The organism is Telluria sp. LT1R51-2, from assembly GCF_059685775.1.
This window is the reverse complement of sequence record NZ_JCASIM010000002.1, coordinates 742,446-766,047: the sequence shown is the minus strand read 5'-3', so window position 1 is coordinate 766,047 and position 23,602 is coordinate 742,446. Positions and strand designations below refer to the sequence as shown.

Genomic DNA, 23,602 nt, shown 5'->3' with positions numbered 1-23,602 from the left:
AACTAACAAAATAATTAATGAACTGATACATTTTGTTAGTTTCGAGTAAGAAAACCTTGCCACAATAGTCACTCGTCCGACACTGCTACCGGTGATCGGTCCGGCCGGCGCCGATGCCGGATCATCCCGTCCTGTCCGACCATCACCGCATGCTGGATCGTGTGTCGCAGGCATTGTCACCTGCCGCACTGTTCATCGCATGCACATCCATTACCTGACCGGCGAATTCGCGCGCAGCGCCAGCGAAACTGCGTTCCTTTCCAATCAGATCGAGCGCACACGCGCCATGCTCGGCTTCACGCTGCTGTTCTGCGTCGCGTTCTTCCTGTCGTTTTTTGTGACGGATATCGCTGTGCTGGGCCTGGATGCGGCCGTGCGCGACACGCTGCCGGCGCGCCTGCTGGTCGCGGCCATCGCGGGCACCTGCGCGTGGCTGGCTTACCGCCGTCCGATGTCGATCCGGGCCATGCGGCTAGCGGCATCGCTGTCCGAAGGCATCGCACTGTGCTGCTTCATGGTGGTGGCGCTGGCGCGGCCGCACGAGGTGCACTGGCATGCGATGTCGATGCTGATCATGCTGGTGGTGATCTACCTGTATATCCCGAACCGCCTGGTGTATTCGACCGCCCTTGGCACCGGCGCCTCGCTGGTGTTTGTGGCGCTGGTCGCGTTCGTGCTGCCGCCACGGCCCGTGTCCGACCTGGTCACGATGGGCATGCTGCTGGTGCTGATCAACACATTCGGCATCCTGGCGGCGCGCCGCTACAACTGGGTGGCGCGCGAACAGTTCCGGCTGCAGATGACACTCAAGCAGCTGGCCCAGCGCGACCAGCTCACCTGCTGCTACAACCGCCACTACCTGCACGATCATCTGCTGGAGCATGAGCTGCAAAGCGCGCGCCATCACCAGCACCCGGTGTCGGTCATCCTGTGCGACATCGATCACTTCAAGCGCATCAATGACACCTTCGGCCACCACGAGGGCGATGCCGTGATCCGCACCTTTGCCAGCCTGCTGCACGGGATGGTGCGCGACGGCGTCGATGCCGTGGTGCGCTACGGCGGCGAAGAATTTTTGCTGGTCTTGCCCGGCACCGACCTGGCGCAAGGGGCGAGGCTGGCCGAGGACCTGCGCGCGGCGTTTGCGGCCCACCGGGTCGCGCCGGATGCCGATGGTCCAGGGTTGCAGACCAGCGCCAGCTTCGGCCTGGCCACGTTTGATTTTGCCCGCGACGACGGCCACATCACGTTGCCCGACCTGATCCTGACCGCCGACAAGCTGCTGTACGCCGCCAAGCACAATGGCCGCAACCGGGTTGAAACGATCGCGATGAACTGACGGCTACAGCACGCGCTGAAAGGTGCGCCGCACCAGATCGCGGTCGCCGCAATCGAAGTGCCACCATTCGGTTTTGATGGCCAAAAAGCCCGCCGCCAGCATCGCCTCGCGCAGCAGGCGCCGGTTGGCCACCTGCGCTTCTGTGAGGCGTCCAGCCAGCACAAATCCTTCTTCCAGCGCCGGATGCGACAATTCCGTCATGTCGTCGAAACCGGTGCCCATGTCCAGCTCATGGCCGGCCGCGTCGACCAGCGTCAGGTCCAGCGCCATGCCGTACGAGTGGATCGAGCCGCGCGCCGGATCGGCCAGGTACAGGCGCAGATCGGTGCCCTCGAGCGCATCCCACAATTGCTGCTGGACGCGCTGCGGCCGCAATGCATCGAGCACCAGCACCGTCAGGTCGGGCCGGCGCGCCGCCAGCCACGCCACCACGCGCTCGAGCGCTGCGGCTGCCTGCACATGCAGCCAGGCGCAATCGAACGGCGAATACAGATCGCGCCCGACGAAGTTGTTGGCGGTGGCGTAGCGCAGGTCGACCCGGATGCCGGCGATGGAATCCAGGTGCCGGAATGCCAGGCTGGCGGCAATGTCTTCGCTGGCGATGAACGCGTGCATGGTGCTGAAAAATCCTAGGCGGGTTCGAGACAGGCGCGCGCGGTCGCGCCGATGCAGTTGGCCAGCTCGCGCGCGCCGTGCGACAGCGGCGCGTGGCTGGCTGTAAGCAGGTACAGGTGGACCGGAATCGACGGCGACCACTGGCGGCACTGCACCTGGTTCGCCGCGGCCGATGCGGCCGTGAACGGATCGACCACGGCGGTGCCGGCGCCGGCTTCGACCAGCGAGCGCGCGATCTGGTACGTTTGCACCACGGTGCGAAACACCGGTTGCACGCCCTGCGCTTCGCAGGCCGCCATCACCATCTCGCCCAGCGGATCGCGATCGGCCATGCCGATCAGTTCACCCGTCAAACCGTCGGCTGCAATCGGCGTACGGCATTCGGCGTCGCTCCAGGTGCCGCGCGGCGCCATCACCGTCAACAGGCCATGCGCGATCGGCTCGGCCACGATGCCGGGGTGGCGCGGGTCCTGCAGCGACAGGCCCACATCGGCTTCGCCCAGGCGCAGTGCATTGACGATTTCGCTCGTGTGGTGCGTGGCCAGCTCGCAGCGCGTTTCGGGGAAGGCGCGGCGCCAGGCGGTCATCCCGGCCGGCAGCACGCTCACGGCAATGGTCGGCGTGGACACCAGGCGCACGGTTTCCACCGCGCGCCCCTTCAGGCTCGCGGCCAGGCGGCGGATGCCCTGCAGATCGCGGTGGAGCTTTTCCGTTTCGATGAACAGGCGGTGCGCTTCCGGCTTGGGATACAGCTTGCCGCGCACGCGCTCGAACAGCGGCATGCCCAGTTGCAGCTCGGCGTGCTGCAGCACCTTGGTCACGGCCGGCTGCGAGATATGCAGCACCTGGGCGGCGCCGCTGATGGTGCCGACCTGCATGATGGCGTGGAATACTTCGATATGGCGCAGACGCATCGCTTATCCCCCAATCACGGCCATCATGGCGTGGTGATGACCGGCGCGGCCGGGGCCGGGGTGGTTTCCGGCGTCGGTTCGACTGGCAGCACCGGTGTCGGTTCGGGCAGGGTCGGCGTCGGCGCAGACATTGGCATCGGCGCTGGCGCTGGTACTGGCATCGGCATCGCGGCCGGCGCCACGGGCGCCAGGGCTGCCGGCACCACCGGCGGTGGCGTGTTCGCCGGCGTGGTCAGCACTTCGAGCAGCGCCGCTGTCTCGGCATCGGCAACGCCCGAAATATCGCGCGGGCGGTACTTCATCTGGAACGCCGCCAGCGTGGTGCGGGTCGCTTCATCGTACATGCCGCTCTGCACCAGGCCGAAGCCGTGCGTGGCCAGCTTGCGCTGGAACCAGGCGACGTCCGGCAGCAGGGCGTCGAAGGCCGGACGCACGGCGGCGACACGGTTCGCATCCGGCCACAGCACCAGGCCTTCCTGCGCCAGGCGCTGCCACGGGAACTGCGGCCCCGGATCCTGTTTGCGAAGCGGCGCGATATCGCTGTGACCGAGCACGTTCTCGGGCGCGATGCCGTGGCGCGCCACGATGTCTTTGATCAGCGGCAGCAGCGCATCCATCTGCGCCTGCGGGAACGGCGCGTAGACGCGGCCCTGCGGCGTGTCCTTCCAGCCGGCGTTGACGATCTCGATGCCGATCGAGCTGTTGTTCAGTTGCGTGAAGTTCTTCCAGCTCGAATTGCCCGCGTGCCAGGCAGCGCGGTTCTCGTCGACCAGGCGGTAGATCTTCGGCTGCGCTTCGTCGGTCAGCAGGTAGTGCGAGCTGACCTGCTGCTGCGTCAGGATCTTGATCGAGGCGGGCGTGTTGGCCACCGTGTAGTGCAGCACCAGAAAGCGCGCGCGGCTCGACTGGCCCACCGCATCGTAGGTGGTGTCGTACTTCGGCGTGGTCGGGGCGGTGGTGGTACAACCCGCCAGTACGGCCAGGGCGAGAGCGGCAAAGATCGATTTCATGGGGATTCCTCGTTGATGTTCTTGTGGGTTGCGCGCGCGGGCGGCGTGGCGGCCGGTTGCAATGCCAGCCGCGCGGCGCCGTGGTGGGCGCGCAGGCCGGTCTGCGTGAGCTCCAGCCCGGCCGGCAGCGCGGCGCGCATGGTCTCGATGATGAGGGGGTGCAGTTCGCTCGCGCGGCCGGCCAGCACCACCGGGCGCGGGCCGAAACGGCGCGTGAGCGCCAGCGCCAGGCGCGCCAGTTCCAGGCCGGCTTCGCTCAGGATCGTGGCGGCGGCAGGATCGCGCTGTGCGCTGGCGGCAACGGCCAGCGCCAGCTTGCCGATCGCGCCGCGCTCGCCCTGATAGATGAACTGGCGCGACACATTCCAGTCAGCGCCGCCGATGTGTTCGAACACGGCCTGCGCCAGCGGCGAATCGCGCCAGCAGCCGGGCTGCTCATCTTCGTTGCGCCAGATGTGGCGCAGTGCTTCGCGCGCGATCCAGAAGCCCCCGCCGCCATCGTCGAGCAGCACGCCGCGCCCGCCCGCGCGGTGGAACACGTGGTCGGCGTCGATGAAGGCGCCGATCGAGCCGGTGCCCGCGTACACGAGGTAGCCGGCGCCGGGCGCGAAATTGGCGCGATACGCCAGTTCGATATCGTTGGACAGCGTGACGGCGCTGGGCGCGACGCCCAGCAACTGGGCCAGCCACGATTGCAGCAGTTCGTCGTCGCCGCCAAACCCCGTCAGGCCAGCCTGGATACGCAGCGGACTGGCATGCGCAAGCACTGCCGCCGCCAGTTCTTCGAGGCTCGCGCGCACCGCTGCGCGCCCGTCGGACGTGGCCATCTGCAGCGCCGACAGGCCCGCCACCACGCCGTCGGCCAGGATGGCGCCGCCGGGAGCCGCCAGCGCCCAGCGCGTCTCGGTGCCGCCGGCGTCGATCCCCAGGCCAAACCCGCTCACGTTGTCCCGATCAGATGGCATATCAAAATCCGCCCATAAAACCCGATGCTACCTGCATTACGCTTTGCCCCATACGCGCACCCGTGCGCCCTCGTTGCCCAAGCGGTCGACTGCGCTGACCACCACGATTTCGGCCGCGCCCAGCGTCGCGTCATCCGGCACCGACCAGGCCACGCGCACGGCCGGGACCACGGCGAAACGCCATTGGCCGCCATGGCGCGACCAGACCGCGTACAGCGCATTGGCCTTGCCCGCCTTGAGCGTCAGGTCGACCGAGCGCGCGCGGCGCGAGGCCCCCACCAGCGGCGTACCTGGCCGCTCATTGCCCAGCCACGTCGTGGCCGGTACCAGCGCCTGCCCGGCGTAGCGGGTCGTGCGCAGCTGGTCGGCGATGCCTTTGCGGTTCTGCATCAGGGCGACCATGCTGAAGTGGACGTGGCCCGTGGCCAGCGGCCGGGTACGGGTCACGTCGACCTGGGCCAGCACCTCCTGCGGCTCGTAGCCCTTGGTCGCCGCGCCGATGCGGCTGGTGAACAGGCCCGGCCAGATGTGGCGGCGCTGCGGATTTTGCCTGATCCAGTAATCGAGCAGCACATCGTAGGCCTGGCCCGGCGGCTTGATCGGCCAGTACAGCTGCGGCACGAAGTAATCGACCCAGCCTTTCTCGAGCCACAGCTCGGCGTCGGCGTACAGCTTGTCGTACTGCGAAAAACCGTTGATGCCGGGCGGGCGGCGGTCCGGGCGGCCCAGGCCGAACGGGCTGATACCGAAGCGCACCCAGCTCTTTTCGGCGTGGATCCCCTTGTACATCGCTTCGATCAGGCGGTTGACGTTGTCGCGGCGCCAGTTGGCACGATCGAGCTGGCCGCCGCCGGCCAGGTAGCGGTGCCAGGCCGGATCGTCCGGGAAGTCCAGTTCGCGCGTGCCGCTGCGCCCGTCCAGGGCCGCGGCGTTGCCGGCCACCTGCGGCGCGGCGTCGATCGGGTACGGATAAAAGTAATCGTCGATGTGCACGCCGTCGATGTCGTAGCGGCGCACGACGTCGAGGATCACGTCGAGCGTCTGCTTGACGGCGGCCGGCTCGCCCGGGTCCATCCACATGAATTTGCCGTAGCGTTTGACGATTGCCGGGTTGGTGTTGGTGATGTGGTTCGGCGCCGACTGGCCGCGCGAGGCGTCCATCCGCGCGCGGTAGGGATTGAACCAGGCGTGCAGCTCGATGCCGCGCGCATGCGCCTCGGTGATCCAGTACGCGAGGGGATCGTAGAACGGCTGCGGCGCCTTGCCCTGGATGCCGCTCAGGTATTCGGTCCAGGGTTCGAGGCTGGACGGATAGATGGTGTCGGCGGCCGGGCGCACCTGCAGCACGATCGCGTTCAGGTTCATGGCCTTGGCGCGGTCGAGGATGGCGAGCACTTCCTGCTGCTGCTTGGCAGCGCTCAGATTCGGTCGGCTGGGCCAGTCGATATTGGCGACGGTGGACACCCAGGCGGCGCGAAACTCGCGCGGCGCCGCCGGTGGCTCATTACCACCGATGAAAGTTGTGGCGCCCGGTTTGGTGGGCTTGGTGCCGCAGGCCGCCAGGCCCAGGGCGACGGCGCTGGCCATGCCGAGCGTGAAAGTGCGTTTGTTCAGGTTGGGAAGCAAAAAAAGAACTCCTTGATGTTGCTGTACCGGAGGTTGACGATCCGCGCCGGCGCCACGTCGGGCGCGGCAGCGCGGGCGTCAGCCGTCCGCTTATTTTTTTCCGAATTCCGGATCGATTTTAACGAGCGCCGCCACGATGAAGGCGGGAATGGTCGCAAGACAGGTCCAGATGAAGAAGTGCTGGTAGCCGAGGTATTCCTGCAGGTCGCCGCTCCACATGCCGGGCACCATCATGCCGAGCGCCATCAGGCCGGTGCAGATCGCGTAATGCGCGGTCTTGTTCGGGCCGTCGGCCACCATGATCATGTACATCATCATCGCAGTAAAGCCGAAACCGTAGCCGAACTGCTCGAGCGCGAGGAACGCGGAGACGATCATCAGATCGGTCGGCTGGGTTTGCGACAGGTAGACGAACACCACGTCGGGCAAGTGGATTGCGAACACCATGACCCACAGGCAGCGCTTGAGGCCCACGCGCGAAATCAGCCAGCCGCCGGCCAGGCCGCCCAGCGTCAGGGCGATGATGCCGACCGTGCCATAGGCGATGCCGTATTCGGCGGTGGTCAAACCCAGGCCACCGGCGCTGATGGGGTCTTTCAAAAATGGCGCGACGAGTTTGAGCAGCTGCGCTTCACCGAGGCGGAACGTGAGGATGAACGCGACGATCATCCAGATATCGCGCTTCTTGAAAAAGGCGACGAAGGTGCCGATGAAGTCGCGCAGCGGATTGTCGCTCTTGGGGACGGCGTGGTCATCATCCGGCACGGGCAGCGCCCACTGGTGCCACGCGAAGGCGGCGAAGAACAGGCCGGCCAGCACGTAGAACACGATCGACCAGGCCTGGCGCACGTCGCCCAGGCTCACGGCCAGGTAGCCGGCCAGCACCACGAGCGGACCTTGGCCAAACAGCGTGGCCAGGCGATAAAAGGTGCTGCGCACGCCGACGAACGCCGCCTGCTGCTTCTGGCGCAGGCCCAGCATGTAGAAGCCGTCCGCCGAGATGTCGTGGGTGGCCGAGCTGAACGCCATGATCCACAGGACGGCCAGGCTGACAACGAAGAAGGTGGGCAGGTGCAGCACGGTGCCCACTGCAATGAGCGAGGCGCCGACGGCCAGTTGCAGCAGCACGGTCCAGCGGCGCTTGGTGCCGAACATGTCGACGATCGGTGACCACAGAGGCTTGATCACCCACGGCAGGTACAGCAGGCTCGTATAGAAGGCGATATCGGAGTTCGAAATGCCCATGTCCTTGTACATGATGACCGACAGGCTCATCACGACAACGTACGGAATCGCCTGGGCAAAATACAGGGACGGCACCCACAGCCACGGGCTGTTCGCTTGCGGTTTTTGCATGACTCTTTCGCGCGCCGTGCAGGCCGGTGCTGCTGAAAAGGCGCGTGCTTACGCGAGCGCCTGGCGCACGCTGCCGTGCGCCGCTTCCAGCAGCGCTTGCGCCTGCTCGACACTGGTTTGTTTGGACAAGGCCACGATCGCGGTCTTGACGTGGAAGCCGCATTGTTCCAGCACAGCCTGCGCGGCAGCCTCGTCGGCGCCGGTGGCAAAGCTCGTCAGGCGGATCGCACGTCGTACCAGTTTGGCATTGGTGGCCTTCAAGTCTACCATCAGGTTGCCGTAAACCTTGTTCAAACGCACCATCAGGGCGCTGGAAAAGGTGTTCAGCGCGATCTTTTGCGAGGTGCCCGCTTTCAGGCGGGTGCTGCCTGAAATGACTTCAGCACCCGTGTCGAGCGTGATGCCGATCTCGGCCTGGGTGGCCACCGGCGCATCCGGGTTGTTGGCAAAGCCGACCGTCAGTGCACCGGCAGCGCGCGCGGCTTGAAGCGCGCCGAGCACGTACGGCGTGGCGCCCGACGCCGCCAGCGCCAGTACGACGTCGTTCGGGCCCACGTTCACATCCTGGATATCTGCCGCGCCCTGCGCCAGATCGTCCTCGGCGCCTTCGACCGCAGCGAACATCGCGCCGTGGCCACCGGCCAGCAGCGCCACCGCGCGTTCGGCAGGCCAGGAAAAGGTCGGGTACAGCTCGACGCTGTCGAGCACACCGAGGCGGCCCGAGGTGCCGGCGCCGACATACACCAGGCGCCCGCCCGCTGCCATGCGCGGCACTGCGGCCGCCACGGCGGCGGCGATGCGCGACCCGGCGCGGCGTACGGCGTCCACCGCATGGAACTGGTCATCAACGAGGGCATTGACCAGTTCCGTCGTCGGGTACTGGTCGAGCGCGGTGTGCGCCAGGGAAGGGGTTTCGGTATTGAGCATCGCTGTCTCGCACCTGCACAGTTTGGTTAAAACCAGTGTAATACCACTTTGACAAGCGCTTCCATGAAAGGATCGGGCGCCGTCATGCCGCCAGGTTATGCATTCAGGCCTGCCGGCGCAGCTCGGCCACGAAATCGTAATGGTCGCTGCGGCAGTAGGAATGCGTCAGTTCGACCGGCTGGCCCGATTCGAGATACCCCACGCGGGTGATGAACAGCACCGCGCGGCCTTCCGGCACCTCAAGGCGCGTGGCCAGCTCCAGGTCGGCGTTCATCGCGCGGATGTGCTGCAGCGCGCGCACCGGCAGGTGGCCCGATTTGGACAGGTGCGCATACAGCGACGCGGCCACCAGTTCGGGGTGCGGCAGCACGGCGGCCGGGATCACACTCACTTCATAGGCCATGACGATGTCGTCGGCAAAGCGCAGCCGCTCCAGACGCGCGATGCGCGCGCCGGGCGACAGGCCGAGCGAGAGCTGCTCGTCGGCGTCGGCCAGCATCGTGTCGCGCCGCAGCCATTGCGAGCGCGGGGTATAGCCACGCTGCTGCAGTTGCTCGGAAAAGCTCGACAGCGTTGACAGCGGCTGCTCGATGCGCGGCGCGATGTAGTTGCCCGAACCGCGCCGGCGCACCACCAGGCCCTGGTCGACCAGCTGGTCGATCGCCTTGCGCGCCGTGACGCGCGAGACGTCGAGCTGCTCGGACAGCATGCGCTCGGACGGCAGCGCCTGATCGGCCTGGTAACGGCCATCGCGCACGTCCTGCGCCAGCTTGCGCGCAAGCTGCTTGTAGAGCGGCGAATTGTCGTCGTGGTCGACCTGGAATCCGGGGCTGGGGCTGTTCATGGCGTCGTGGCGAAGGGGTCTGGCATACCATGGAAGCATACCACTTGCGACCAATGCAAAACGGTTATGCCCTGCGCACGGGTATTCATTGGTCAAGGGTTTCGCGCAGTCCGTATGCTGGACCGATAGTCACAATCACGCAACGCCAAGGGACGAACATGAATCACGGCAGGCGCACCCTGCTCGGCATGGCCATGCTGGGGACGATGGGACCATTATTTGCAGCGATGCCAACAGGCGGTGGCGCGGGCGATACCCTGCAGCGCCAGCTCGACGCCGAACTGGCGGCCATCGCCGACGATCCGGCCTGCCCGCTGGCGAGCCTGTCGGTGCTGGCGCTGCGCGCCGGGCAGCCGGTGTACGAAGGCGCGTTCGGGCGCCGCACGATCGGCAACGGCCTGTTCCCCGACCGCCCGGCCACGCCGGCGACGCTGTACCGGATCGCCTCGATCTCGAAACTCGTCACCACGCTCGGGCTGATGCGGCTGCTGGAAGCCGGCCGCGTCGACCTGGACGCCGACGTCTCCGGCTACCTCGGCTTCACGCTGCGCAATCCCCATTTCCCGACCCAGGCGATCACGCTGCGCAACCTGCTCGTGCACACGTCATCCCTGCGCGACGACGCCGGCTACTTCTGGCCGGCGACGACGGCGCTGAAGGCCGTCGTCACGCCGGCTGCGCAGCCGATGTGGTCAAGCCTGGCCGGACCGGGCGCCTACTACACCTACTGCAACCTGGGGTTCGGCATCATCGGCACGATCATGGAGCGCGTCACAGGCGAACGGTTCGACCTGCTGATGACGCGCCTGGTGCTGCAGCCGCTCGGGCTGCAGGCCGGCTACAACCCGGCCGGATTGCCGAAGGCGGCGCAGGACCAGATCGCGACCATCTACCGCAAGCGCGCCGTCGACAGCGAGGTCTGGGCCCCGAACGGCCCGTGGATCGCGCAGGTCGACGATGTCGGCGCGCGGCCACCGGCGCCGCCCCCTGGCCTGGATGGCTACGTCCCGGGCACCAATGCGACGCCGTTCAGCCCGACCGGCGGCTTGCGCATCGCCGCGCGCGACCTGGGCGTCATCATGCGCATGCTGATGGCCGGCGGCGTGCATGGCGGCGCGCGCCTGCTGCAGGGCGCGACGCTCGAGCGCATGTTCACGCGCCACTGGTCGTACGACGGTGTGGGCGGCAATGGCAATCCGCTGGGCAGCATCCTCAGTCCGCGCGGATTCGGCAACGCGCACTATCCGGACCGCCCCGGCCTGCGCCTGGCGCCGGGCTTCGATGCCGTGGGCCACCTGGGCGATGCCTACGGGCTGCGCTCCGTGTTCGCGATGGACCGCGCACGGGGCCATGGCGTGATCGTGCTGGCCGGCGGCACGGGAACCGATCCGGCCGCCACGCCGGGCCGCGAGACGGCATTGGCGCGTTATGAAGAGCGCATCGTGGCGGCCTTGCACCGCCGCGCGATCCTCGGCCTGGCCGATTGACCGGCATGCGGGCGCGTACATATATCCCGGTTATGAGCGCGCGCGCTAGATTCATTGGCAGTGCGTGCGTGCTGCCCCTAAGCTCCCTGTCCCCACCCGAAAAAAAGAGTCCGGCATGCAGCACATAATCGTCATCGGCGGCGGCGTCGTCGGCCTGGCCTCCGCCTGGTGGCTGCTCGAGGCGGGCCACGAGGTCACACTGCTCGAGCGCGCGCCGGACGTGGGCAGCGGCGCCAGCTACGGCAATGGCGGGCAGCTCAGCTACCGGTACGTGGCGCCGCTGGCCGACGCCGGCATCCCGCTCAAGGCCTTCAAATGGCTGTTCCAGGCCGACGGCCCGTTGCGCTTCAGACCCGAGGCCGACCTGCGCCAGTACCGCTGGCTGGCCAGCTTCCTGGCCCACTGCCGCGCCGACGTCAACCGCCGCACCACGGCCAAGCTGCTCGAGCTGGGCGAGCTATCGCGCCGGGCGATGGCCTCGCTCTCGCTGGTCGTGCCGCCAGAGCGTTTTGGCTGGCGCGATGCCGGCAAGCTGGTGGTGTTTCGCACGCGCGCCGCGTTCGATGTCGCCGCATCCAAACCGGGCGCGGGCCAGATCTGGTCGCCCGAAGAATGCACGGCGCACGAACCTGCGCTGGCCGCAGCCCAGCACCTGCTGGCCGGCGGCATCTACAATCCGGGCGAAGCGGTGGCCGACTGCCACGCCTTCTGCGTGGCGCTGGCCGAACGGCTGGGCGAGCATCCTCGCTTTCGCGGGGTCGTCAACAGCACCGCGCTGGGGCTGCGTGCAGAGCGGGGCCGCATCACCGGCATCGACACCGTCGGTGGCCTGGTCACGGCCGATGCGTATGTGCTGGCCGCCGGCATCCAGAGCCGCACGCTGGCCGACACGGTCGGCATCTACCTGCCGCTGTACCCGCTCAAGGGCTACAGCCTGAGCGCGCCGATCCGCCAGGACGACATCGCGCCCGAGATCAGCGTGACCGACTTCGAGCGCAAGGTGCTGTATGCGCGCATCGGCGACCGCTTACGGGTGGCGGCGATGGTCGACATGGTGGGCGAAGATGTCTCGCTCGACGCCAAACGCGTCGCGGGCCTGACGCGCCTGGTGCGCGAGACGATGCCGCGTGCGGCGGATTATTCACAGGTGTCGGCGTGGGCCGGATTGCGGCCGGCCACGCCGGGCAGCGCGCCGATCATCGGCGCCACGCGCTACGACAATCTGTGGCTCAACGTCGGGCACGGGCCGCTGGGCTTCACGTTTGCCTGCGGCAGCGCGGCCGTGCTGGCCGATCTGGTGCAGGGAAAGGCGCCGCCGTTTGCGCTTGATGGTTTGACACTGTGCGCTTAGTACTATATTTAGTACGCAATTTAGACCTGTGGTACTATGATCGGCGATCGACCAGCGGAGGCACCATGAACTTTTCCAATATCCAACCCATCAGTTATTTGAAAACGAATACCAGCGATGTGGTCAAGTTGGTTCAGGAAACCCATGATCCCGTGGCCATTACTGTCAATGGCCGGGTGCAGGCAATCGTCCAGGATCCGGTGAGCTATCAGAAGACGCAGGATCAATTGACGATGCTACGGCTGCTTGCCCATGGCAGGAAGCAAATTGAAGACGGCAAGGTCACCGGTCATGATGATTTTTTTGCGCAGCTGGATGCACAAGACAACGCGCCCTGACAGATCATGAAGATCATCTGGACCGAATCTGCCCAGGACGACCTGCTCACGATCCGCCAATACCTGAAGCAGTCCGAATCACCGGACTACGCCAGAAAGGTGACGCAGCAAATCCGCGATGAAGTGGCATCCCTGATGCAATGGCCCAATAAAGGGACGCTCGTAGGCGAGCTGGAAGAGCTCAACCTCCCCCGGTACCGTCAGCTTCTGGCCGGTCAGCACCGCATCATTGTTGAGCATGGCGATCGTGAATGCTTTTATATTTACATCGTTTGCCATACGAGCCGCGATCTGGCAGCACTGTTACGTCGACGAATCCTGTCGAGTTAGCCGGCTGGTCTCGCGAGGCCTTCGCGAAGTACCCATCTGACCATCGTTGGTGAAATCGCGGATAATTGCCGCCATGCCTCCCCGCCCCACCTCCCCCTGCCCCTGCGGCGGCCCCTCGTTCGACAGCTGCTGCGGCCCGTTCCTGGCCGGCGCGGCCCTGCCGCCCACGGCCGAACAGCTGATGCGCTCGCGCTATACCGCCTTCACGCTGGCCGACGAGGCCTACCTGCGCGCCACCTGGCACCCGAGTACCCGACCGCAGGAACCGATCGTCGACAACGAGCCCGTCCGCTGGCTTGGCCTGGAGATAAAAACTGCTTTACGTTTACGTCAACGTAAAGCAGAATTGCCGGACGTTCCAGGCGACCAGGACCACCCGCGCGACGAAGACCACGTCGAATTCGTCGCCCGCTTCAAGGTGGGCGGGCGCGCGCACCGTCTCCACGAGCGCAGCCGCTTCGTGCGCGAAGCCGGCCCCGATGGCGCGCCACGCTGGTTTTACCTGGACGGCAGTTTCCCCGACAAGCAGTAAAGCGCTGCCACGCACGCAAGGCGGCGACAGACCAGAGGACGGCACATGCCCCAGATCGAAAGCAAACTGAACCCGCGCAGCGAGGATTTCAAGGCCAATGCCACCGCCATGCAGGCCGTGGTGGACGACTTGCGCGCGCGCGTGGCGCAACTGGCGCAGGGCGGCGGCGCCGAAGCCAGTGCACGTCACCTCGCGCGCGGCAAGCTGCTGCCGCGCGAGCGTGTCGAACACCTGCTCGATCCGGGTACGCCCTTCCTCGAATTCTCGCAACTGGCCGCCTACGAGATGTATGACGGCGCCGCGCCCAGCGCCGGCATCATCACCGGCATCGGCAGGGTAAGCGGCCACGAATGCGTGATCGTCTGCAACGACGCCACCGTCAAGGGCGGCACCTATTACCCGATGACGGTCAAGAAGCACCTGCGCGCGCAGGAGATCGCCGAGCAGAACAACCTGCCCTGCATCTATCTGGTCGACTCGGGCGGCGCCAACCTGCCAAACCAGGACGACGTGTTCCCCGACCGCGACCACTTCGGCCGCATCTTCTACAACCAGGCGAACCTGTCGGCCAAGGGTGTGCCGCAGATCGCCGTGGTGATGGGCTCGTGCACCGCCGGCGGCGCCTACGTGCCCGCGATGAGCGACGAGTCGATCATCGTCAAGGACCAGGGCACGATTTTCCTGGGCGGCCCGCCGCTGGTGAAAGCGGCGACCGGTGAAGTCGTCAGCGCCGAAGACCTGGGCGGCGGCGACGTGCACACGCGCCTGTCGGGCGTGGCCGACCACCTGGCGCAGAACGATCCGCATGCGCTGTCGCTGGCGCGCACGATCGTGTCGAACCTGAACCGCGTCAAGCCGCAGCAGGGTGAACGGCGCGCAAGCGTCGAGCCGCACTATCCGGCGTCCGAACTGTACGGCGTCATCCCGGTCGATACGCGCAAACCGTTCGACGTGCGCGAAGTGATCGCGCGCGTGGTCGACGGCAGCGTGCTCGACGAATTCAAGGCGCGCTATGGCACGACGCTGGTGTGCGGCTTCGCCCATATCCACGGCATGAAGGTCGGCATCATCGCCAACAACGGCATCCTGTTTTCCGAGTCGGCATTGAAGGGCGCGCACTTCATCGAGCTGTGCTGCCAGCGCAAGATTCCGCTCGTCTTTTTGCAGAACATCACCGGCTTCATGGTCGGACGCAAATACGAAAACGAAGGCATCGCGCGCAACGGCGCCAAGATGGTCACGGCCGTGGCCACCGCTGCCGTGCCGAAGTTCACCGTCATCATCGGCGGCTCGTTCGGCGCCGGCAACTACGGCATGTGCGGCCGCGCGTTCTCGCCGCGCTTCCTGTGGATGTGGCCCAATGCGCGCATCTCGGTGATGGGCGGCGACCAGGCTGCGTCGGTGCTGGCCACCGTCAAGCGCGACGGCATCGAAGGCCGCGGCGGCCAGTGGTCGCCGGAAGAAGAAGCCGCGTTCAAGCAGCCGATCCGCGACCAGTACGAGCACCAGGGCCACCCGTATTACGCGTCGGCGCGCCTGTGGGACGATGGCGTGATCGACCCGGCCGACACCCGCACGGTGCTGGGCCTGGGCTTGTCCGCCGCCATGAACCAGCCGATCGGCGACACGACGTTCGGCGTGTTCCGCATGTAAGGGGATGACGATGACTTATGACACCCTGCTTGTGACCGTCGCCGACAAGGTCGCCACCGTCACGCTGAACCGCCCCGACCTGCGCAATGCGTTCAACGAAGAGGCGATTGCCGAACTGGTGCGCGTGTTCGGTGAACTCGGCCGCAACGACGCCGTGCGCGCGATCGTGCTGGCCGCCAACGGCCCGTCGTTCTGCGCCGGCGCGGACCTGAACTGGATGAAGAAGATGGCCGGCTACTCGCATGACGAGAACCATGCCGACGCCATGCGCCTGGCCGTGATGCTGCGCACGATCTACCTGTGTCCCAAGCCGGTGGTCGCGCGCGTGCAGGGCGATTGCTACGCCGGCGGCATGGGCCTGGTGGCCGCCTGCGACATCGTCGTGGCGAGCGACACAGCCGGTTTTTGCCTGTCCGAAGTGAAGCTCGGGCTGATTCCGGCTACCATCTCGCCTTACGTGATCAAGGCGATGGGCGAACAGGCGGCGCGCCGCTACTTCTTGACGGCCGAACGGTTCGATGCGGCCGAGGCGCAGCGCATCGGTGTCGCGCACGCGGTCGTGGCGCCGGAAGCGCTCGACGCCACTGTCGCCGGGATCGTCAAGGCGCTGGTGAACAACAGCCCGCACGCCGTCCGGCAGGCCAAGACGCTGGTGCGCGAGATCGTCGGCCAGCCGGTCGACGACGCGCTGCTGCTTGACACAGCTGGCCGCATCGCCGCGATCCGTGCATCGAACGAAGGCCGCGAAGGCGTGGCCTCGTTCCTTGAAAAGCGCAAGCCGACATGGATTAACTAGTATTGGAACTTTATCGTGAAGCAGCAAACCACCTCCTCCGACTGGATCGCGCGCAGCCTGCGCAGCGTCTGGCATCCCTGCACCCAGATGCAGCATCACGAAGAGGTGCCGCTGATCGCGGTCAGCCATGGCAAGGGGCCGTGGCTGTACGACTATGACGGCAAGCGTTACCTGGACGGCATCAGCTCGTGGTGGGTCAACCTGTTCGGCCACGCGAACCCGCGCATCAATGCCGCGCTGAAGGACCAGCTGGACAAGCTCGAACACGCGATGCTGGCCGGCTTCACGCACGCGCCCGTCGTCGAGCTGGCCGAACGCCTGACGGCGCTCACCGGCCACGCGCTGGGCCACGCCACGTTCGCCTCCGACGGCGCATCGGCCGTGGAAATCGCGATGAAGATGAGCTTTCACGCGTGGCGCAATGCGGACCAGTCGTCCAAACAGGAATTCGTCTGCCTGCAGGGCAGCTACCACGGCGAGACGATCGGCGCGCTATCGGTCACCGACGTGCCGCTGTTCAAGGATGCCTACGGCCCGCTGCTGCGCGCATCGCACGTGGTGAGCGCGCCCGATGCCCGCAACGCCTTCGAAGGCGAGACGGCGCAGGACGTCGCGCGGCGCGCGATCCTTGAAGTCAAGGCCCTGTTCGAAGAACGCGCTGACAAGATCGCCGCCATCATCGTCGAGCCGCTGGTGCAGTGCGCCACCGGCATGGCGATGTACGACCCGCTGTACCTGAAGCTCTTACGCGACCTGTGCGACCAGCACCGCGTGCACCTGATCGCCGACGAGATCGCGGTCGGGTGCGGGCGCACCGGCACCTTCTTCGCCTGCGAGCAGGCCGGCATCTGGCCGGACTTCCTGTGCCTGTCGAAAGGCATCAGCGGCGGCTACCTGCCGCTCTCGCTCGTGCTCACGCGCGACGACATCTACCAGGCCTTCTACAGCACCGACATCACGCGCGGCTTTCTGCACTCGCATTCGTACACCGGCAATCCGCTGGCCTGCCGCGCGGCGCTGGCCACGCTCGACATCTTCGAAGAAGACGATGTGTTGAACCGCAACCGCGAGCTGGCCACCAGGATGACGGTGGCGCTGGCGCCACTGGCCGACCATCCGCGCACGCGCCACTTCCGCCAGCGCGGCATGATCTTCGCGTTCGACGCCATCGAACCGGATACCGATCTTGCCTCGACCTTTGCACGCCGCTTCTTTTCGACGGCGGCCGAGAACGAACTGCTGCTGCGCCCCATCGGCCGCACCGTGTACCTGATGCCGCCGTACGTGCTGGACGAAGAAGAAGTCGCGGGCCTGGCCGCGCGCACGATCAAGACGTTCGAATCGGTCATCGCGGGGTGATGTGATGGATCTCATCGCCACCATCGACCGCCAGCTGGACACGCTGGCCGCGCGCAGCCTCACGCGCCGCCGCCGCATCACCGATGGCGCCTGCGCGCCGCGCCAGCTTGTCGACGGCCGTGACCTGCTGGCCTTTTGCAGCAACGATTACCTGGGCCTGGCCGCGCACCCGCAAGTCATCGAGGCACTGCGCGAAGGCGCGCAGCTGTACGGCGCTGGCAGCGGCGCCTCGCACCTGGTGTCGGGCCACAGCCGCGCACACCATCTTCTTGAGGAGCGTTTGGCCGAGTGGATGGCGCCGCACCTCGAGCAGGCGCGCGCGCTGACGCTATGCACCGGCTACATGGCCAACCTGGCGATCCTGAGCGCCCTGGGTCTGGATGCCGATGCGATGATCTTTTCCGAGGCGCTGAACCACGCGTCGCTGATCGACGGCGCCCGGCTCGCGAAAGCGGGCGTCACGGTCTACCCGCATGGCGACGTCGAGGCGCTGACACGACTGTTGGCCGCCAGCAGCGCCAGCACCAAGATCGTCGTCACCGACAGCGTGTTCAGCATGGATGGCGACCTGGCGCCGCTGCCGGCGCTGCTGGCCGCATGCGAGCGCCACCGCGCGTGGCTGGTGGTTGACGATGCCCACGGCTTCGGCGTGCTGGGCCAGAACGGGCGCGGCGCACTGGAACACTTCGGCCTGCGCTCAAGAAATCTGATTTACATGGGCACGCTGGGCAAGGCCGCCGGTGTCGGCGGCGCGTTCGTGGCCGCGCACGCCAGCGTGATCGAATTGCTCATCCAGCGCGCCCGTCCGTATATCTACACGACGGCCTGCCCGCCGGCGCTTGCACACGCCTTGCTCGCCAGCCTTGCTATCATGGGCGGTGACGAGGGCGCCGAACGGCGTGCGCACCTGGCACGACTGGTCGAGCAGCTGCGCGGTGCGCTGCGCCTGGAACGCTGGGAACTGGCAGCGTCAACCACCCCGATCCAGCCCGTCATCATCGGCAGCAACGACGCTGCGCTGTACGCCGCCAGCCGCCTGCATGCGCAGGGCTTGTGGGTGCCGGCGATCCGCCCGCCGACCGTGGCGCCCGGCACCGCGCGCCTGCGCGTGACCTTGTCCGCCGCCCATGCCACGGATGACGTGGCGCGGCTGGCGCAGGCGCTCAACGAACTGGAAAAGGCCGCACCATGAACAATCTGAATGAAACCGATGCACCGGTCATCGTGCAACCCGTACTGGACCCCGAGGTCGACCTCACCGAGCTCGACGAGCCGGTGTTAGAACCTGAACTCGAACTGCGCGCCGACGATTTGCCAATGCGCTTTGCCTGCTTTGTCACCGGCACCGATACCGAGATCGGCAAGACGCTGATCTCGGCCGCCATCCTGCACAAGCTCGTGGCCACGGGCCAGCGCGCCTGTGGCATGAAGCCGGTTGCAGCCGGTGCCGAACTGCGCGACGGCGCGCTGCACAACGAGGACGCCGACCAGCTGATCGCCGCCGGCAACGTGCACCTGCCGGCATCGCTGACCACGCCCTACCTGCTGCGCGAACCGGCCGCACCGCACATCGCCGCCGCACTCGAGGGCGTAACGATCGAGCTGGTGCCGATCCTGGCCGCCTTTGCCGAGGTCCAGGCCGCGTCCGACGCGGTCGTGGTCGAAGGCGTGGGGGGCTTTCGCGTGCCCTTCAACGACGACTTCGACAGCGCCGACCTGGCCGCACAACTGAACCTGCCCGTGATCCTCGTCGTCGGCGTGCGCCTGGGCTGCATCAGCCATGCGCTGCTGACCGTCGAAGCGATCGTGGCGCGCGGCCTGGTGCTGGCCGGCTGGGTCGCCAACACGGTCGACACGGACATGCGCTTTGCGCAAGAGAACATCGAGGCGCTGACCCAGCGTATCCCGGCGCCGCTGCTGGGCCGCGTGCCGCGCCTGAACGAACCGACGGCTGCTGCGGCAGCCGAATTTATCGACCTCGCCGGACTGCCAGGCTGGCCGTCCACGCGGGTCTAGTTTTTGAAGGAACCGAAATGACCAATATGAACACTGTCGCCCTGCACCGCCCAACGGCAGCCATCAAGCCGCCCGAGAATGCAACCTGGCCGCTGGCCGACGTGCTCGCGCTGTTCGACCTGCCGTTCACCGAACTGATGCACCGCGCGTCGACCGCGCACCGCCTGAACTTCCCGGATGGCGACGTCGAGCTGGCGACCCTGCTGTCGATCAAGACCGGTGGCTGCGAAGAAGACTGCGGCTACTGCCCGCAGGCGGCGCGCTACGACACGGGCGTGGAAGCCAAGAAGCTGCTCGACATCGACACGGTGCTCGACGCGGCGCGCGCGGCCAAGGCCAGCGGCGCCACGCGCTTCTGCATGGGCGCGGCATGGCGCAGCCCGAAAGAGCGCGACATGGACAAGGTCGAGACGATGGTGCGTGAAGTCAAGGCGCTGGGCATGGAAACCTGCGCCACGCTGGGCATGCTCGAAGCCGGCCAGGCCGAACAGCTCAAGCGCGCTGGCCTGGACTACTACAACCACAATATCGACACCGCGCCAGACTTCTACAACAACGTCATTTCGACCCGCGAATACCAGGACCGCCTGGACACACTGGGCCGCGTGCGCGAAGCGGGCCTGAAGGTCTGCTGCGGCGGCATCGTCGGCATGGGCGAGACGCGTGAGCAGCGCGCCGGCCTGATCGCGCAACTGGCGAACCTGAACCCGTATCCCGAATCGGTGCCGGTCAACCACCTGGTGCAGGTGGCGGGCACGCCGCTGCACGGCATGGACAAGCTCGACCCGATCGAATTCGTGCGCACCATTGCGGTCGCGCGCATCACGATGCCGCAAGCGCGCGTGCGTCTGTCGGCGGGCCGCCGTGAAATGGGCGAAGCGGTGCAGGCGATGTGCTTCATGGCCGGCGCCAACTCGATCTTCTACGGCGACAAGCTGCTGACCACCGAAAATCCCGAGGCCGACGATGACCGCGTGCTGCTGGAAAAGCTTGGCCTGAAGACCCGCGCGGCGACGCTGGACTCGGCGCCGAAGGAAGCCTGCGGCTGCTAAGCATCGTACCCAGCGCAGTAGCAAGCGCAGTATTAAGCGCATGACCCGCGCGGCCGGGGAGACACGGCCGCGCAAGCATCACCCGAACAACCATAAGCGAAAGATAACGCGCATGTTCACCAAACTCCTCATCGCCAATCGTGGCGAGATCGCCTGCCGTGTGGCCGCCACCGCGCGCCGCATGGGTATTCGCACCGTCGCCGTGTATTCCGAGGCCGACGCCGGCGCCAAGCACGTCGCGGTCTGCGATGAGGCCATCCTGATCGGCTCCGCCGCTGCCCGCGACAGTTATCTGCGCGGCCAGAAAATCATCGAAGTCGCCAAGGCCACCGGCGCACAGGCAATCCACCCCGGCTACGGCTTCCTGTCCGAAAACGCGGAGTTTGCCGATGCGGTGCAGGCCGCGGGCCTGGTGTTCGTGGGCCCGCCTGCATCGTCGATGCGCGCGATGGGTTCGAAGTCCGCCGCCAAGCAGCTGATGGAAAGCGCCAACGTGCCGCTGGTGCCGGGCTACCACGGCGACGAGCAGGATCCCGCGTTCCTGCGCGAACAGGCCGACCGCATCGGCTACCCGGTGCTGCTCAAGGCCAGCGCCGGCGGCGGCGGCAAGGGCATGCGCGTGGTCGAGCGTTCCGAAGACTTCGAAGGCGCGCTGGCCTCGTGCAAGCGCGAAGCGATTTCCAGCTTCGGCGACGACAAGGTGCTGGTCGAAAAATACCTGATCCGCCCGCGCCACATCGAGATCCAGGTGTTTGCCGACAGCCTGGGCAACTGCGTCTACCTGCACGAGCGCGATTGCTCGGTGCAGCGCCGGCACCAGAAGGTGCTGGAAGAAGCGCCCGCCCCCGGCATGCCGCCGGAGCGCCGCGCCGCGATGGGCGAAGCGGCCGTGAACGCCGCGCGCGCCGTCGGCTATGTCGGCGCCGGCACCGTCGAATTCATCGCCAACCAGGACGGCTCGTTCTACTTCATGGAGATGAACACGCGCCTGCAGGTCGAGCATCCGGTGACCGAAATGATCACCGGGACCGACCTGGTGGAATGGCAGTTGCGGGTCGCCTTTGGCGAAGCGCTGCCGAAACAGCAGCATGAACTGGGCATCCACGGCCACGCGATCGAAGCGCGCGTGTACGCCGAAAATCCCGAGAAGGGTTTCCTGCCGTCGATCGGCACCTTGCGCCATATGGACGTGCCGCGTGCGGTCGCGTTCGAACTGGGCAGCGACGGTGCCAATCCGGCCGCCGTGCGTGTCGATTCCGGCGTGCGCGAAGGCGATGCGATTTCGCCGTTCTACGATCCGATGATCGCCAAGCTGATCGTCTGGGGCGCGGACCGCACCCAGGCGCTGGCGCGCATGTCGCAGGCGCTGAGCGAGTTCCGCATCGTCGGGCTGGCCACCAATATCGCGTTCCTGAAACGCCTGGTCGAGGGCGAGGCGTTTGCCACGGCCGACCTGGACACGGGCCTGATCGAGCGCCATGGCGCGACGCTGTTCCCGCCTGCCGCGCCGGCGCCGCTGGGCGCACTCGCGCTGGCCGTGTTCGCGCTGCGCGAGAACGCTGCTAACGCGGCCAACGACGCCGATCCATGGAGCCAGGCCAGCGGCTGGCGCATGAACGGCGACTACCGCCGCGTGCTGTCGTGGTCCGACGAATTCGGCGCCTACCGCGTCGGCCTGACCTACCGCCGCGACGGGCTCGAGATCGACCTGGATGGCCAGGCGCAGCGCGTGGAACGCGTCGGTCACGCCGGCGACGACCTGGCGCTGCGCCTTGGCGAGACGGCCGTTCAGGGCGTCGTGCGCCGCGACGGCGATGTGTTCCACGTATTTACCGGCGGTCAGCATTTCACGCTGACGTACAATGATCCGATGGCCCACGCCGGCGAAGTCGAAACGCTCGGCGGCCGCCTGACGGCGCCGATGCCGGGCAAGGTGGTCGCGGTGCTCGTCCAGGCCGGCGCCACCGTGGTGAAGGGCGAACCGCTCGTCATCATGGAAGCGATGAAGATGGAGCACACGATTGCCGCGCCGGGCGACGGCGTGGTCGAGGACGTGCTGTACGAGGTCGGCGACCAGGTTGCCGACGGCGCGCCGCTGCTGGCCTTCAAGGCGGCGTAAGCAACACCCATAAAAACCACCCTACACGATGAGGGGGAGACATGCGGATTGTCCTGTACCGGGGCGATGGCGTCAGCGAGCCTTGGGAACACGCGTTTGCCAGCGTGCTGCCAGGCGCCCAGACCGTCATCTGGAAAGAAGGCGAGCAACTGGCGCACTGCGATTACGCCGTGCTGTGGAACCCGGCCCCCGCCCTGCTGGCCCAGCTGGGGAGCGTCAAGGCGATCTTCCTGATGGGCGCCGGCGTCGACGCACTGCTCAAGTTTGGCGACGCCTTGCCCGATGTGCCGCTGGTGCGCCTGGGCGACGCCGGCATGGGCGTGCAGATGGCCGAGTATGTGGCGCATGCAGTGCTGCGGTACTTTCGCCGCTTCGACGAATATGAACAGCAGGCCAGGCACGGCGCCTGGAATCCGCTGCCGCAGCATCCGAAAGAATCGTTCACAATCGGCGTCATGGGCCTGGGCCGGCTGGGCATGCCGGTGGTCGAGGCGATGCGCCATTTCGGCTTTCCCGTGCGCGGCTGGAGCCGCAGCCCGAAAGACATCCCGGGCGTGCCAACCTATGCCGGCATGGCGCAATTCGGCGACTTCTTGCACGGCACGCGCGTGCTGGTGTGCCTGCTGCCGCTGACGCCAGAGACCACCAACCTGCTCGACCGCCACAACCTGGGCAAGCTGGCGCCCGGCGCGTACCTGATCAACGTCTCGCGCGGCGCGATCCTGGCCGAACCCGATCTGATGACGCTGATCCGCTCCGGGCACATTGCCGGCGCCACGCTCGACGTGTTCCGCCACGAGCCGCTGCCGGCCCAGCACCCGTTCTGGAACGAGCCGCGCATCGCCCTCACCCCGCATATTTCGGCGCTCACCATGCGCCAGGACGCCGTGCGCCAGATCGTCGCCAAGATCGACGCTCTCGAACGCGGCCAACCGGTCGACGACCTCGTCGACCGCCAACGTGGATATTAAGA

The 23,602-nt window shown here is 66.7% G+C and carries 22 protein-coding genes; 14 read left to right on the top strand and 8 right to left on the bottom strand.

Annotated elements, in window-relative coordinates; genetic code table 11:
- Positions 1-199 precede the first annotated feature (199 nt).
- Positions 200-1,339, top strand: coding sequence for a GGDEF domain-containing protein (locus tag AC56LH_RS21645; protein ID WP_499649563.1), 1,140 nt, complete (start codon positions 200-202; stop codon positions 1,337-1,339).
- 3 nt (positions 1,340-1,342) lie between these two features.
- Here AC56LH_RS21645 and AC56LH_RS21640 read toward each other — a convergent pair whose 3' ends face one another.
- The 8 genes from AC56LH_RS21640 to AC56LH_RS21605 all read right to left on the bottom strand — a co-directional run bounded on the left by AC56LH_RS21640 (position 1,343) and on the right by AC56LH_RS21605 (position 9,596).
- Positions 1,343-1,954 (bottom strand): M15 family metallopeptidase, encoded by a 612-nt coding sequence (locus tag AC56LH_RS21640; protein ID WP_499649561.1) that lies wholly within the window; start codon positions 1,952-1,954, stop codon positions 1,343-1,345.
- Between the two features lie 14 nt (positions 1,955-1,968).
- Positions 1,969-2,868, bottom strand: a complete 900-nt coding sequence (locus AC56LH_RS21635) for a LysR family transcriptional regulator (RefSeq protein WP_183555042.1) — start codon at positions 2,866-2,868, stop codon at positions 1,969-1,971.
- Positions 2,869-2,891: 23 nt separating this feature from the next.
- Entirely contained in the window at positions 2,892-3,878 is a 987-nt protein-coding gene (locus AC56LH_RS21630) for an N-acetylmuramoyl-L-alanine amidase (protein WP_499649559.1), read from the bottom strand.
- Positions 3,875-4,843 carry an N-acetylglucosamine kinase gene (locus AC56LH_RS21625; protein WP_499649557.1) on the bottom strand — a complete coding sequence of 323 codons (969 nt, stop codon included), beginning with the start codon at positions 4,841-4,843 and terminating at the stop codon, positions 3,875-3,877. Before AC56LH_RS21625 ends, AC56LH_RS21630 begins: the two co-directional genes overlap by 4 nt.
- Positions 4,844-4,879: 36 nt before the next feature.
- Positions 4,880-6,469, bottom strand: a complete 1,590-nt coding sequence (locus AC56LH_RS21620) for a glycoside hydrolase family 10-like protein (protein WP_499649555.1) — start codon at positions 6,467-6,469, stop codon at positions 4,880-4,882.
- 90 nt (positions 6,470-6,559) lie between these two features.
- On the bottom strand, positions 6,560-7,825 hold the full coding sequence (locus AC56LH_RS21615) for an AmpG family muropeptide MFS transporter (RefSeq protein WP_499649553.1): 1,266 nt from the start codon (positions 7,823-7,825) through the stop codon (positions 6,560-6,562).
- Positions 7,826-7,873: 48 nt separating this feature from the next.
- On the bottom strand, positions 7,874-8,773 hold the full coding sequence (gene murQ, locus AC56LH_RS21610; protein ID WP_499649819.1) for an N-acetylmuramic acid 6-phosphate etherase: 900 nt from the start codon (positions 8,771-8,773) through the stop codon (positions 7,874-7,876).
- Positions 8,774-8,855: 82 nt separating this feature from the next.
- On the bottom strand, positions 8,856-9,596 hold the full coding sequence (locus tag AC56LH_RS21605) for a GntR family transcriptional regulator (protein ID WP_499649551.1): 741 nt from the start codon (positions 9,594-9,596) through the stop codon (positions 8,856-8,858).
- Between the two features lie 158 nt (positions 9,597-9,754).
- Here AC56LH_RS21605 and AC56LH_RS21600 point away from each other — a divergent pair, with 158 nt between their 5' ends.
- The 13 genes from AC56LH_RS21600 (at position 9,755) to AC56LH_RS21540 (ending at position 23,600) form a co-directional block, all read left to right on the top strand.
- Positions 9,755-11,083: a serine hydrolase domain-containing protein gene (locus tag AC56LH_RS21600; protein ID WP_499649550.1), complete on the top strand. Its 1,329-nt coding sequence runs from the start codon at positions 9,755-9,757 to the stop codon at positions 11,081-11,083.
- A 115-nt stretch (positions 11,084-11,198) separates the two neighbouring features.
- Complete coding sequence (locus AC56LH_RS21595; RefSeq protein ID WP_499649548.1) at positions 11,199-12,434, top strand: D-amino acid dehydrogenase; 1,236 nt, start codon at positions 11,199-11,201, stop codon at positions 12,432-12,434.
- 65 nt (positions 12,435-12,499) lie between these two features.
- A complete protein-coding gene (locus tag AC56LH_RS21590) occupies positions 12,500-12,772 on the top strand; it encodes a type II toxin-antitoxin system Phd/YefM family antitoxin (RefSeq protein WP_183555028.1) in 273 nt (90 codons plus the stop codon).
- 6 nt (positions 12,773-12,778) lie between these two features.
- Positions 12,779-13,102, top strand: a complete 324-nt coding sequence (locus AC56LH_RS21585; RefSeq protein ID WP_499649546.1) for a type II toxin-antitoxin system RelE/ParE family toxin — start codon at positions 12,779-12,781, stop codon at positions 13,100-13,102.
- Between the two features lie 73 nt (positions 13,103-13,175).
- Positions 13,176-13,634 carry a YchJ family protein gene (locus AC56LH_RS21580; RefSeq protein WP_499649544.1) on the top strand — a complete coding sequence of 153 codons (459 nt, stop codon included), beginning with the start codon at positions 13,176-13,178 and terminating at the stop codon, positions 13,632-13,634.
- Positions 13,635-13,679: 45 nt separating this feature from the next.
- A complete protein-coding gene (locus AC56LH_RS21575) occupies positions 13,680-15,287 on the top strand; it encodes a carboxyl transferase domain-containing protein (protein ID WP_499649542.1) in 1,608 nt (535 codons plus the stop codon).
- Between the two features lie 10 nt (positions 15,288-15,297).
- Positions 15,298-16,083, top strand: coding sequence for an enoyl-CoA hydratase/isomerase family protein (locus AC56LH_RS21570; protein ID WP_499649540.1), 786 nt, complete (start codon positions 15,298-15,300; stop codon positions 16,081-16,083).
- 15 nt (positions 16,084-16,098) lie between these two features.
- Entirely contained in the window at positions 16,099-17,442 is a 1,344-nt protein-coding gene (bioA, locus tag AC56LH_RS21565; RefSeq protein ID WP_499649538.1) for an adenosylmethionine--8-amino-7-oxononanoate transaminase, read from the top strand.
- Positions 17,443-17,446: 4 nt separating this feature from the next.
- The gene (gene bioF / locus AC56LH_RS21560) at positions 17,447-18,634 is read left to right on the top strand and encodes an 8-amino-7-oxononanoate synthase (RefSeq protein WP_499649536.1); all 1,188 of its coding nucleotides are present in this window, start codon (positions 17,447-17,449) and stop codon (positions 18,632-18,634) included.
- On the top strand, positions 18,631-19,458 hold the full coding sequence (gene bioD / locus AC56LH_RS21555; RefSeq protein ID WP_499649534.1) for a dethiobiotin synthase: 828 nt from the start codon (positions 18,631-18,633) through the stop codon (positions 19,456-19,458). The genes bioF and bioD overlap by 4 nt, the downstream gene beginning before the upstream one ends.
- A gap of 26 nt (positions 19,459-19,484) precedes the next feature.
- Positions 19,485-20,510 carry a biotin synthase BioB gene (bioB, locus tag AC56LH_RS21550; protein ID WP_258837398.1) on the top strand — a complete coding sequence of 342 codons (1,026 nt, stop codon included), beginning with the start codon at positions 19,485-19,487 and terminating at the stop codon, positions 20,508-20,510.
- A gap of 112 nt (positions 20,511-20,622) precedes the next feature.
- Positions 20,623-22,629: an acetyl/propionyl/methylcrotonyl-CoA carboxylase subunit alpha gene (locus AC56LH_RS21545; protein WP_499649532.1), complete on the top strand. Its 2,007-nt coding sequence runs from the start codon at positions 20,623-20,625 to the stop codon at positions 22,627-22,629.
- A 41-nt stretch (positions 22,630-22,670) separates the two neighbouring features.
- Complete coding sequence (locus AC56LH_RS21540; protein ID WP_499649530.1) at positions 22,671-23,600, top strand: 2-hydroxyacid dehydrogenase; 930 nt, start codon at positions 22,671-22,673, stop codon at positions 23,598-23,600.
- Positions 23,601-23,602 lie beyond the last annotated feature (2 nt).